This is a genomic window from Aerococcus sp. UBA6277 (assembly GCF_002440555.1).
In the GTDB taxonomy this organism is placed as follows: domain Bacteria; phylum Bacillota; class Bacilli; order Lactobacillales; family Aerococcaceae; genus Aerococcus.
The window spans coordinates 1-12,919 of the sequence record NZ_DJUR01000013.1 but is presented as its reverse complement, the minus strand read 5'-3'; the positions used below and the strand labels follow the sequence as shown (position 1 = coordinate 12,919).

Annotated in this window: 11 protein-coding genes; 2 read left to right on the top strand and 9 right to left on the bottom strand. The window is 39.7% G+C overall.

Annotated elements, in window-relative coordinates; genetic code table 11:
* Positions 1 to 3 precede the first annotated feature (3 nt).
* On the bottom strand, positions 4 to 981 hold the full coding sequence (locus B2V22_RS02275) for a VOC family protein (RefSeq protein ID WP_290490216.1): 978 nt from the start codon (positions 979 to 981) through the stop codon (positions 4 to 6).
* Positions 982 to 1,149: 168 nt separating this feature from the next.
* On the opposite strand from B2V22_RS02275, the gene B2V22_RS02270 reads away from it, so the two are divergent.
* Complete coding sequence (locus B2V22_RS02270; protein ID WP_290490213.1) at positions 1,150 to 1,980, top strand: pyruvate, water dikinase regulatory protein; 831 nt, start codon at positions 1,150 to 1,152, stop codon at positions 1,978 to 1,980.
* An 84-nt stretch (positions 1,981 to 2,064) separates the two neighbouring features.
* Here B2V22_RS02270 and B2V22_RS02265 read toward each other — a convergent pair whose 3' ends face one another.
* The 8 genes from B2V22_RS02265 to hisS all read right to left on the bottom strand — a co-directional run bounded on the left by B2V22_RS02265 (position 2,065) and on the right by hisS (position 11,069).
* Positions 2,065 to 2,988: a dihydroorotate dehydrogenase gene (locus tag B2V22_RS02265; protein ID WP_290490211.1), complete on the bottom strand. Its 924-nt coding sequence runs from the start codon at positions 2,986 to 2,988 to the stop codon at positions 2,065 to 2,067.
* Between the two features lie 30 nt (positions 2,989 to 3,018).
* On the bottom strand, positions 3,019 to 4,296 hold the full coding sequence (locus B2V22_RS02260; RefSeq protein WP_290490210.1) for a dihydroorotase: 1,278 nt from the start codon (positions 4,294 to 4,296) through the stop codon (positions 3,019 to 3,021).
* Positions 4,271 to 5,182 carry an aspartate carbamoyltransferase catalytic subunit gene (locus B2V22_RS02255; protein ID WP_290490208.1) on the bottom strand — a complete coding sequence of 304 codons (912 nt, stop codon included), beginning with the start codon at positions 5,180 to 5,182 and terminating at the stop codon, positions 4,271 to 4,273. Before B2V22_RS02255 ends, B2V22_RS02260 begins: the two co-directional genes overlap by 26 nt.
* A 148-nt stretch (positions 5,183 to 5,330) precedes the next feature.
* Positions 5,331 to 5,837 (bottom strand): bifunctional pyr operon transcriptional regulator/uracil phosphoribosyltransferase PyrR, encoded by a 507-nt coding sequence (gene pyrR, locus B2V22_RS02250; protein ID WP_290490206.1) that lies wholly within the window; start codon positions 5,835 to 5,837, stop codon positions 5,331 to 5,333.
* 279 nt (positions 5,838 to 6,116) lie between these two features.
* Positions 6,117 to 6,770, bottom strand: a complete 654-nt coding sequence (locus tag B2V22_RS02245) for an RDD family protein (RefSeq protein WP_290490204.1) — start codon at positions 6,768 to 6,770, stop codon at positions 6,117 to 6,119.
* A gap of 1 nt (position 6,771) precedes the next feature.
* Positions 6,772 to 7,797, bottom strand: a complete 1,026-nt coding sequence (gene sppA / locus B2V22_RS02240) for a signal peptide peptidase SppA (RefSeq protein WP_290490202.1) — start codon at positions 7,795 to 7,797, stop codon at positions 6,772 to 6,774.
* 147 nt (positions 7,798 to 7,944) lie between these two features.
* Positions 7,945 to 9,717, bottom strand: coding sequence for an aspartate--tRNA ligase (aspS, locus tag B2V22_RS02235; protein ID WP_290490252.1), 1,773 nt, complete (start codon positions 9,715 to 9,717; stop codon positions 7,945 to 7,947).
* Positions 9,718 to 9,776: 59 nt separating this feature from the next.
* Positions 9,777 to 11,069 (bottom strand): histidine--tRNA ligase, encoded by a 1,293-nt coding sequence (gene hisS, locus B2V22_RS02230; protein ID WP_290490251.1) that lies wholly within the window; start codon positions 11,067 to 11,069, stop codon positions 9,777 to 9,779.
* A 418-nt stretch (positions 11,070 to 11,487) separates the two neighbouring features.
* On the opposite strand from hisS, the gene B2V22_RS02225 reads away from it, so the two are divergent.
* Positions 11,488 to 12,843 (top strand): N-acetylmuramoyl-L-alanine amidase, encoded by a 1,356-nt coding sequence (locus B2V22_RS02225; RefSeq protein WP_290490201.1) that lies wholly within the window; start codon positions 11,488 to 11,490, stop codon positions 12,841 to 12,843.
* Positions 12,844 to 12,919: the final 76 nt, after the last annotated feature.

Sequence of the window (12,919 nt, the reverse complement as noted above, 5' to 3'; positions counted from 1 at the left end):
TGATTACGATTTGAAGCCATAATCATTGGGCTGTGTTGTATCAAAATGACGGATTTGCGACTCGATATGTGCCCTGTTTTCTTCCAAGAATGGTGGTAAGGATAATGACTCTCCTAATGTTTCATATGGTTCATCACCCATGAAACCTGGACCGTCAGTCGAGATTTCGATTAAGATGTCACCGATACGTGCGTATAAGGCTTCAAAGAAGAAACGATCGACCAAACCTGAACTTGGTAATCCAATTTGTTGGTACTTGTTGACCCAGTGTTGGATGGCATCGTGGTCAGCGACACGGAATGACACATGATGTACTTCACCGTATCCTTGTAATCCTGGTGGGGTTACTAAGTCTTTTCGTAAGATGACTTGGCCCCCGTTACCGCCCTCGCCTACTTCATATAAAGCTTCTTGGCCGTCGTCTGACAATTGTTTCATGCCATAGACTTGTTCAAGGATCTTACCAAAGTCTTCATAGTAAGATACTGAAATTTCGATTGGTCCTAAACCATAGATGGCTTTATCTTCAGGGACTGGACCATTTTTCCAAGGTTTACCAGGCGCAACACCCTCGTTGTTTTCATCTGAGAAGATTTGAAGGCGTTGACCGTCAAAGTCTTCAAAGCGAAGCACTTTTTTGCCGTAAACTTCTTTGATTTCTTCAGTCTGTACATCAAATGATTGCAAACGTTCTTCGTAATAAGCTAAGGCTGCATCATTTGGTACACGCAAGCCGATACGAGAAATTGAGTTTGTCCCGTAGTAACCACTTGGCACGCCAGGGAAGTCAAAGAATGTTAAATCCGTACCCGCGTTCCCTTCATCATCTGAGAAGAAAGTATGGTAGGTGTGGATGTCATCTTGGTTAACTGTTTTCTTAACCAATCGCATGCCCAAAACACCTGCATAAAATTGATAGTTCTTTTCGGCGCTTGAGGTAATTGCCGTTACATGGTGAATACCTAATAAATCTGTTGTCATAATTGAAGCTCCCTTTTAATAGAATATCTTTTAAGTTTTTATATTTCGAATCCGTAATATAATCATAACACATTTATATTTCGAATTCAAATCATTATGTCCGAGGGAATAATCACGGGTCATCTATGGTAGAATAAAATTAATATATTGATTAATGGAGGCAAAAAGATGAACCAAGACACACCAAAAAAGCCAAAGTATTTCCTAATTTCGGATGCAGTTGGGTCGCTAGTGAATGATATATTCCAAAGCGTGTCCGTTCAATTTCCATCCGTTGATTTTGACATCACCACTTACCCCTTCATTCAACACGACGATATGCTGCTTCCTATTTTAAAACAAGCCAAAATTGAAAAAGCATCCATCGTTGCTTCTTTCATCAACAAAGACCTTAATAAAATTGCGGAAGATTACTGTGAAATGGCGGGAATTTTCTACTTAAATGTCCTTGACCAGTTAATGGATCAGATTGTGAGTCAAACAAAGGTGAAGCCTTCCGGCAAACCTGGAATTCGCCACCAACTTGATGATGAGTACTATAAACGAATTGAGGCCTTAGAGTTTGCGGTCAATAACGATGACGGCCAACAGCCTAAACGCTTTATCGATGCGGATATCGTCTTATTAGGGATTTCTAGAACGTCTAAAACGCCATTAAGTATGTATCTTGCGAATATGGGTTATAAGGTAGCTAACCTGCCGTTAGTCCCAGAATCTAGAATTCCAGATATTATTTATGAAATTGAGCGGTCAAAAATTATCGGCTTAACCAATGACGTCAATGTCTTAAATAAATTCCGACGTGAACGGATGCGGTCATATGGGATTGAAGATGCCAGTTTATATACAAATGATGCCCGCATTGAAAAAGAATTGGCCTACGCCAACAAGCTGTACGAAGAGTTGAATTGTCCAGTCATCAACGTCGCTGACCGGTCAATTGAAGAAACAGCCACTTTGATCATCATGTTCTTCAACTCAACCAAAACCCCAGGGTGAGAGCACCGATACTCAGCTCAAAAATTTTCATCATGAAGTCAAAAACAGCGCCATGTTATTCATGAGCGCTGTTTTTCAATGTATTTATTGTTTGATCATCATTTTCATTTCCGCGACTAATTTTTCAATGGATTCAACGTTCAATTCATCCATGCGTGCTGGCAAGCCTTCGATAATTTCCTTGCAGACCATTGGGTTGGCGTAGTTAGCTGAACCAACTTGAACTGCTGTTGCACCGGCGATGATCATTTCGAACACATCGTCGATACTTTCAATACCACCTACCCCAATAATTGGAATATCTACTACTTGAGCGACTTGACGAACCATGCGTAAGGCTACATATTTCACTGAAGCACCAGATAAACCGCCAGTTACGCCACCTAAAATAGGTTGTCTTGTTTCCAAATCAAATGTTTGACCAGTAATTGTATTAATCATGACAATGGCATCTGCACCGGCTGCTTCTACTGCTTTAGCTATAACTGTAATGTCCGTTACGTTTGGCGTTAATTTTACATATACAGGTAAGCCTGTTGCTGCTTTGACTTGTTTTGTTAATTCTGCAGCTACTTGTGGATCAGTCCCGAATTGTAAACCACCTAATTTAACATTCGGACAAGAGATATTTAATTCGATTGCTTTAACATTTTCTGGCTGTGATAATGCTTTTGTTGCTTCCACATAGTCTTCTACAGTTGAACCTGCCACACTTTGGATTATAGGCACATCAAATTGGGCTAAATAAGGTAATTTTTCCGTTAAGACGCCTTCAACACCTGGGTTTTTTAAGCCAACTGAATTTAAAATACGTTCGCCAGAGTGGAAGTAGCGTGGGTCTGGATTCCCTTTCCGCACTTCAACAGTTGTCGATTTATCCACTAAAGCCCCTAAAATACTTAGGTCATATTTTTCCGCGAACCCTTCACCGTAGCCGAAACAGCCTGATGCCGGCATAATGGGGTTTTTCAATTCTAAACCTGGTAATTTTACACTTAAACGTGACATAATAGCCTCCTTCAATAAGCTTTACTTTGATTATTTTTGCTCGTAAACAACTTCCCCTTGGAAGACCGTCAAGGCACACATACCGTACACTTCTTCACCATTGAATGGTGTCACTTGTGATTTTGATAAGTAGTCAGCAGGGTCAATTGTATAAGCTTGGTCTAAATCGAAAACGGCAATATCCGCTGGGCTGTCAACTGCTAGCGTTGCGGATGTTAAGCCGAAAACTTCAGTCGGTGCAGTTGCCATTTTTTCTAGTAAGAAAGCTAAGGACATTGCACCAGTTTTCACAAAGTTTGTGTACATGACTGCGAAGGCCGTTTCAATACCCACAATCCCAAATGGTGAATGCATAAAGCCGTTGGCCTTCTCTGCTAAGGTATGGGGGGCGTGGTCAGTTGCGACCATGTCTAAAGTCCCATCTAATAACCCTTCTAATAAGGCTGCTTGGTCTTCTTCCCCGCGTAAAGGAGGGTTCATCTTGTACGTTGCGTCATCTGAAGGAATATCTAATTCGTTTAAGATTAAGTGATGAGGTGCCACTTCGGCTGTTACATGTACACCGCGCGCTTTGCCGTCGCGAATGGCAGCAACAGATGCTTTTGTTGACACATGACAAACGTGGTAATGAACGCCTGTTTCTTCTGCTAAATGGATATCCCGGGCAATTTGGCTTGATTCAGTTGCATTCAAGATACCAGGTAACCCTAATTCCTTGTTTTTAATCCCTTCATGCATCACGCCACCGAACAATAGACTTTCGTCTTCTGTATGCGCAACGATTGGCTTACCTACTCGGGCCGCTTCTTTCATAGCTAGATACATAGTACCTGCTGTTTGAACCCCAAACCCATCATTGGTAAAGGCAAAGGCTTCTGGCATATGCTCCATGTCAACTAAGTCATCTGATTTTAGGTTACCTGTAATTGGTGCATATTGTAAGACTTCAACAACCGCATCTTGGTCAATCAATTCTTGGATTGCTGTTAATTTTTTTGGTGTATCAGGTGCTGGATTCAAGTTAGGCATGGCTGCCACTCGGGTAAAACCACCACGTGCTGCTGCTTGACTACCAGTTAAAATTGTTTCTTTATCTTCAAAACCCGGTTGGCGGAAGTGGACATGGACATCTGTCAATCCTGGTGTGACTAATTTCCCAGCCACATCAATCACTTGGTCGGTATCCGCAACGTCGAAATCTAATTGCGCGCTAACTGCGACAATCTTTTGGCCGTCGATTTTTAAATGAACATCTACTAGTTGACTATCTTTTGTAACCTGTTTACCATTTGTGATTATTAAGCTCATCATATCTTCCTTTCAATACCCATTCCAAAATTGCAATACGTGCATAAACCCCGTTTGACATTTGTGACACAATCCGACTCTTCTCGCATTCGATCAATTCATCCGCAATCTCAACATCCCGGTTAACTGGCGCCGGGTGCATGATAATGGCATGGTCTTTCATGGTTTGGTATCGTTCACGAGTTAAACCGAATAGTTCATGGTAGTCGGCCTTTTCAAAAGGCTTGTCCCCGTTTGGATGGCGTTCCAATTGAACCCTTAGCATCATCACGACATCTGCCGTTTTGACAGCATCGTCAACTGTCATCCACTCACCATATTTTTCGTAACGTTTATCAAAGTATTGGTCTGGACCAGCGAAAATGACATTGGCCCCTAGTTGATTTAGCATCATCATATTGGAAACGGCTACCCTTGAGTACAGGATATCACCAATAATAGCGACATTTAAGTCTCTAAAGTCACCAAATTCTTCATAAATGGTCATGATATCTAGTAAAGATTGGGATGGATGCTGACCAGCACCTGAACCCGCGTTTACAACTTGGACATCAAGGTTGACCAGCTGGTCCGGATAGTTTGCGTCAGGATGGCGAATAACCACAACGTCGGCCCCGATTGCTTGCATGGTTAAGACGGAATCGTATAAAGACTCCCCTTTATTGATTGAAGAAGTCGTCACGTCAAAGTTCATCTGATGCATGCCAATTTTGTGTTCAGCCATCTCAAAACTCATTTTGGTTCGCGTTGAGTTTTCAAAGAACATGTTCACGATTGTCCGATCGCTCTTAAAACTGTCTCGTCCATGTTTAAAGTCAGACGCTCGTCTCACTAATACCATAAATTCTTCGTTGGTAAATTGTTCTACAGATAAGAAATGTCGCATTCATATACCTACTTTCATCGAAAAAAAGTGCTTGCAGATTTAAGTCTACAAGCACTTCGCTAGGTGAATACACTGGTTCCACAAAAACCAGTTCACATAGAAAAATCACTTGTAGCCTCTCGGACCCACTTAAAGTAATACACTACGTCTATTTAATTAAAACCTCGTCTTTATCATCTACTTCATTTAAAGCCACAACCACATCTTCTTCGCGAGCAGTTGGGATATTTTTCCCGACGAAATCTGCACGGATTGGGAATTCTCTATGTCCACGGTCAACTAAAACTGCTAAGGCAATCTCAGCTGGACGACCTAGGTCAACACAAGCATCTAAAGCAGCGCGTGTTGTTCGGCCAGTATATAACACATCATCTACCAAGATGACCTTTTTACCCGTTAAATCTGTTCCATTTTTTGCCACTTGAATAGCTTCTTCTGCGTCATCACGGTAACCATCGATATTGATTTTTTCGACAGGAATAACACCTTCGATTTCTTCAATTTTAGCAGCTAGACGTTCAGCTAAAGGAACTCCTCTCGTTTCAATCCCAACTAGTACTAAATTATCGATCCCTTTATACCGTTCGATAATTTCATGCGATAAACGTGTTAAAGCGCGGCTAATCTCTTTTTCATTCATAATCACTTTTACCATGGTATGACCTCCATTATTTGCTTAAGTAAGAAAAAAGACTACTTCCCTACTTGCGTGCGCAAAAAGAAGTAGTCTTTCCCCATTTGGTTAAAAACTAGACGTGTCATGCCTTCTTCGTCTCTCTGGACGCAAGTTAAAGGATCTTATTTATTTCCCATTATTATAACGCACCTAACAAAAAAATCAAGCGTTATTCGATGGGTGCGAGAAGCGGCGTTGTTTTCACTAGCCTAAGTACCACAAAAGGTGTAGCGTTTCAGCTACACCTTTTGTCAATTATTAGATCGCATTTTCTTCAAATAACATGGCAAATTGTCCTAATGAAATGACATTTGTATCTGTAAAGTAATCCATGAAATTTTGACGTTTGTTTGAAAAGACAACCATCAAACCTAAAAATGGCAACGTCGTTAAAACCACTTTTCCTAAACCTTCACGAAATAAACATGTCATAAAGGATAATTTGTATTGTTTGTTGGTTACAACTTGAAGGCCTAGTAACCCTTTTCCAAGCGTTTGGCCATTGGTCCAGAATGTTGACAAGGTAAAGTAGGCAATTAAGACGAATTGATCGACTAGGAAAGTCACTGCAGCAGGCAAGGTGCTATAAGCGCCTTGTGTTACTGCATTTAAGACACCTGTGACTAGTAAACGTAAGGCATATACCATCAGTAAATCAATTAAGAAGGCAACTAAACGAATCCAGAAACCTCCATATAGCTTGCGAGCATAGCCTGAAGTAATATCTGCTTCTAGGTTACGGCGATAATTTGAAAAGATTTCTTGCGGTGAAGCTTGCAAAGATTTAATTTTGCGTTCACGACGTTTTTCTTTAAATTCTGTTTCTACTGACCCTTCATAAAGACGTTCATTTAGCTTTGGTAATTCAACACTTTCTTGAATGTCCTTAGCTTTTTTACGGCGCTTAAACATCTTATTCACCTCCGTACATGTAATAGAATTGAGGTGTTGAGGTATCTTCTAAAACCTCTAAAATTTGCGTCATTTCATCCGCTGTATTGGCTTCTGATTGACCAGTGAATAAATTTTTCTCAGCTAACAATGACATAAAATCAGTCATCCATGAAGTAGCAGACCTAGGTGTGTAGTCCACAACGGTAGCTGTTTCCAGGTTTTTATCAGCTCTTAAGGATGCTAAGGCATCTTCTTCGTAACCAATTTGGTCAGCTAAGCCATTTTCCACGGCTTGACTCCCTGAATAAATACGACCATCAGCTAATTTTTTCACGTCATCCGTTGACATCCCGCGACCATTCGCTACGATTTCAACAAAACGGTTGTATTTCTCTTGAATGAAAGAATTTAAGACGTCTTTTTCTTCATCAGAAGCGCCTCTAAATGAGGAACCCATATCTTTCAAAGCGCCTGATTTATAGGTATCCATAGATAACCCATGCTCTTCCATAAAGCCTGAGAAGTTCGGTACTTGCATGATGACACCAATTGAACCAGTAGTTGTTTCACTATCCGTATAGATTTGGTCACCGACCATTGAAATCATATAACCACCAGAAGCAGCCATTTGCCCCATTGAAACATAAATTGGCATTTCCCGACTTTCTTTTAAGTCAAGTAAGGCATTATATAATTCTGTACTTTCATATACCCCACCACCTGGTGAATTGACGGTTAATAAGAGTGCTTGAACGTCATCATTTTCTTTAATTTCTTCAATAGCATCTAGGATACCTTGGTAATCCATCCCTTCAGAAAAAGAACCCGACCCAGAGTTGTCCGCAATCGTTCCATCGACTGCTAACACCGCTACCTGACGGTTTGCATCCCCTGGTTCAATAATATTTTGCGCGCTTGAAAAAGCATCTGATCCTTCAGAAAGCAAATTATTGACATTAGTTTGGCTAGTCAATTGACTACCAAATGCACCCAGTGCAAGGATAATAACAGCAACAATTGCTAATATCCATGATTTTTTACTCATTAACTTAATCCTCCTCAAATAAAAAAAGTAAATATATGTCTAAGTATATTCTACCACACGACATATATTTACTCTTAAAGATTATTAGATATGACAATTCAAATTTCCTGTAATCATAAAAAAATGGCCCTAAGGCCATTTTTTTACTTAATCAAAATCAATTGTAGTTACTGATAATGATAATTCTTCTAATTGTTGTTCTGATACATGGCTTGGTGCTTCTGTTAGTGGGTCAAATGCACGACCATTTTTAGGGAAGGCAATCACTTCACGGATGTTTTCTTCACCAGCTAATAACATGACTAAACGGTCTAGACCTAAAGCTAATCCGCCGTGAGGTGGGAAACCATAGTCTAAAGCATTTAATAGGAAACCGAATTGAGAAGCTGCAGATTCTTCTGTAAAGCCTAAAGCTTTGAACATTTGCATTTGCATTTCTTTTTGGTAAATACGTAATGATCCACCACCGATTTCGTAACCATTTAAAACGATATCGTAAGCTTGTGCGTATACTTCTTCCGGGTTTTCAGCTAATTTATCCACGTCTTCCTCGTTAGGCATAGTGAAGGGGTGGTGCATTGCATTGAAGCGTTTTGTATCTTCATCATACTCAAGCAATGGCCAGTTTGTCACCCATAGGAAGTTAAATTGGTTTTTGTCCATTAAGTCCAATTCGCGACCAAATTTCAAACGGATTTCAGATAATGATTGGTTAACTACTGATTCCTTGTCTGCAACGAATACTAATACGTCACCAGTTTCAGCTTGTAAACGATCCATTAATGGTGCAGGATTGTCTTTAAAGAATTTACCAATAGGACCTGATAAACCTTCGTCAGTCACTTTGATCCAAGCCACACCTTTAGCCCCGTATGTAGATGCAAATGGTGTTAAGTTGTCTAAGTCTTTACGAGAGTAGTTGTCACCAGCACCTTTGATATTGATAGCTTTAACGATGCCACCTTTTTCAATTGCTTGGTTAAATACTTTGAATTCATATTGATCAACGATATCAGAAATTTCCACTAATTCTAAACCAAAACGAGTATCTGGTTTGTCGTTACCATAACGTGCCATTGCATCGTCATAAGTAATGATTGGGAAGTTTTCGGTGATATCAATGTTTTTAGTACGTTTCACGACTGTTTTCAACATACCTTCTACTAAATCACGAATTTCTTCTTGTGTTAAGAAAGTTGTTTCTAAGTCGATTTGCGTAAATTCTGGTTGACGGTCTCCGCGTAAATCTTCATCACGGAAACAACGGACAACTTGGTAGTAACGGTCCATACCAGCAGACATCAACAATTGTTTGAATAATTGTGGTGATTGCGGTAAGGCATAGAATTCACCTGGATGTACACGAGATGGGACTAAGTAGTCACGTGCACCCTCTGGCGTAGATTTGGTTAAGTAAGGTGTTTCTACTTCGATAAATTCTTGATCGTCTAAGTAACGATGGATTGTAGATACTACTTGATGACGTAATTTCATGTTATTCGCCATTTTTGGACGACGTAAATCTACGTAACGGTATTTCATACGAATTTCATCGTTTACATCAATGTCATCTTCAACTGGGAATGGTGGTGTTTTTGAAATGTTTAAGATTGTTAAATCAGAAACCATCACTTCAATGTCACCAGTTTTAATTTTAGGATTTGCTAATCCTTCACCACGTAACACAACCTCACCAGTTACTTCAATCACGTATTCAGAACGTAAACGTTCAGCTTCAGCAAATTGGTCCCCTAAGTTTTCAACGTTGAATACAGCTTGAACGATACCTTCACGGTCACGCAAATCAACAAAGATTACCCCACCTAGGTCACGACGTTTTTGTACCCATCCTTTTAATGTTACAGTTTGTCCAACGAATTCGTTAGAGACATTTCCACAATACACACTACGTTGCATTATATGCAGCTCCTTTTATTTTAAATCTCTTTTATTTCTTTTCTCTGTTTTAAAAATAATTACTATTGGTTTAATTCTTGGTAAATGCTTGCAAAATCATCCGCAAATTTTTCTAGCGGGTAGGCAGCTTCTTTACCAGAGGCCATATGTTTAATCGTGATTTGGTTATTTTCCAATTCAGATTCCCCGATAGTAACAACCAAGTCTGCACCTAGTTTATTGGCATCTTTAAATTGCTTTTTAGGTTTGGCACCAGAGAAGTTTCGGTCAGCTGAAAAACCAGCGTGACGCACGTGTTGCAAGACTTTCATTGCCGCTTCATCCGTATTGTCTCCGATATTCACCACATAGACGTCAAGTTCATGCATGTCTGGTACTTGGACTTCTTGCGCCTTCATCAATAAGATTAAACGCTCGATTCCTAAACCGAAACCAAAGCCTGGAACAGACTCTTTACCATCTGAAATCTCTTTCACTAAACCATCATAGTTACCCCCACCACAAATTGTTGTTTGGGCACCAAAGACTTTATCTTCAGACATGATTTCAAAGATTGTATCTTTGTAGTAGTCTAAACCACGCACCATATTTGGATCGATTTCAAAATCAATACCTAGGGCTGTCAATAAAGATTGCACTTCATTAAAGCGTTTAGTTGATTCTTCAGAAAGATAATCCAAGATTGATGGCGCATTGGCCACGATTTCGATATCTTTTTTATCTTTTGAATCCAATACACGTAACGGGTTTTTATGTAAACGTGTTTTTGAATCTTCAGATAATTTATCCGTAAATGGTGTTAGGTAGTCAATTAAGGCTTGACGGTATGCAAGACGTGAACTTGTGTCCCCTAATGAATTAATCACTAGCTTGATATGTTGGACATTTAGCGCTTTAAATAAATCCATGGCTAAAGCAATCGTTTCTACATCTTTGGCAGCATTTGCTTCACCAAACACTTCAACACCGATTTGGTGGAATTGGCGTAAACGGCCGCTTTGTGGTCTTTCATAACGGAACATTGGTCCCATATAATAGACTTTATAGGGCTTCACCTGTTCAGGTGCGTATAATTTATTTTCCACATATGCCCGTACGATTGGTGCCGTCCCCTCAGGTTTTAAGGCAATATGACGGTCACCCTTGTCATAAAAATCATACATTTCTTTAGACACTACATCTGTTGTTTCTCCTACACCGCGGGAAAATAATTCATAACTTTCAAACATGGGTGTACGAATCTCAAAATAACGATATTGGTTTAGAATTCTTCTCGCAGTATCTTCTATATAATGCCATAGATTCATATCTTCAGGTAAGATGTCTGCAGTCCCTTTTGGTCGTTGAATCACAATACCCCTCCTTTAAAAATAAAAATAAAAAAATCGCCCTTACATTCCAACAATAGGAATATAAGGACGAGTTAACTTCGTGGTACCACCTTAATTTCAACAGCTATGGCTGTTGCTCGACGCGTAACGTGCGTGACGGAATAGCTTTGCACTATTCTCCTCCAGAGTGTTTGCAAATAAATGACATTGAGCATTCTCACCCGTTAGCTCTCTCTAGAAATGTCGACAATTATTCTTGCTCTTTCATTGGATTATCCATTCTTTATCTTATATCAAAACTAAAAAAGTGTCAAGATAGTATATTTTCTAGTTGTTCATTTATCACAAGAAAGGTAAACTGAGTTATAACAATGCCTAATTTTAGCAAAAATATAAACTTTTTCTACCGGAATTTCCGGTGAACTACTGAGGTGTACGCGAATTGACAGATCATTCTGAGAACCACTTCCAACAAAATAAAGTAGTCTATCTACTCTACCTTATTTTTGTAACAGGAATCGTTGGTTTCTCCTCATTACAATTATATCAATACAACAAAGCATCCTATAAAGAACTATCTACCAATGTTGTCAACCTTCGTGAGGGCCCTGGGATCACTTATGATATTAAAGACCAACTTGATGGCAGTAATCCTTATCGAATACTTAGACAAGAAAATAGTTGGTACTATGTCTTACTCGATAACAATGAAATAGGTTGGATACCAACTTGGTTAGCTGATAACCAAGATATCGATTCCTCTGATTTTATTGCCACAATCTTAGAGGATGATATTCAAATCTACGAAGAAAATACAGAAGACGCAACGGTCTTAACATCTGCAGAAAAGAATTCAAAATACCAAATCTTACACCAAGCGGATGGTTGGGCTCAAATTCAACTTTCTGGTGAAATTGGTTGGGTGAAACAAACAGCAATCGATGTGACACCAGGAACAATGGCCTACGAGGAAGATACTGAAATCACAGAAGAAGAACAATCAACTTTCGATGAATTTCTATCTGATTACGACTTTACTGTTAAGGCAACTGCTGATGGGGTAAATATTCGTAGCGAAGCCAACAAAGACTCTGAAATCTTAGCTAAGGGTGCCCTAAACGAACAGTTTGCCTACCTTGGTCAAGAAAATGAATACTACCATGTACGTTCAGTCGATGGTACTGAGGGATATATCGTTAACTGGTTATCAGAGAGTGATTCAACTGCCATGGCGGATAAAGCAAAAGCAGCCGAAGCAACCAGTACATTAGCTGGCCGAACCATTGTATTAGACCCAGGTCACGGTGGTATTGATCCAGGTGCTATAACAGACGGTTTATATGAAAAAGAAGTCACCTTACAAACTGCCCTCACCGTTAAGGAAAAACTTGAAGCAGCAGGCGTAAATGTGATTTTAACACGCGATGATGATTCAGATGTTGCTTTAGCTGATATTCCATATACAGCCAACCAAGCAGACGCTGACCTATTGATTTCATTCCATTATGATGCAATTGAATCAACAGGTGCATCCGGCACAACAGCTTACTACTACGGCGACGATTCAATCCCAGTAGCCCAAGAGATTCAAGCCCAATTAATGGAACGATTACCATTAGAATCTAACGGCGTTAAATTCGGTGACTTCCAAGTCATCCGGGAATTAGCTGGAGAAGGTGTCTTAATAGAACTTGGATATATGTCAACACCAAGTGACGTGGCGGTATTCAGTCAAGAAGAATACTGGAACCAAGTTGCCGACGCCATTTACAACGCTTTAGTGATTTACTATCAATAATTGCTTTTTGGTCACTACTGCCGAAACAAGAAAAATACCGATTGCCGGAGATTCTGGTTCTTTTACAAATAGTGTT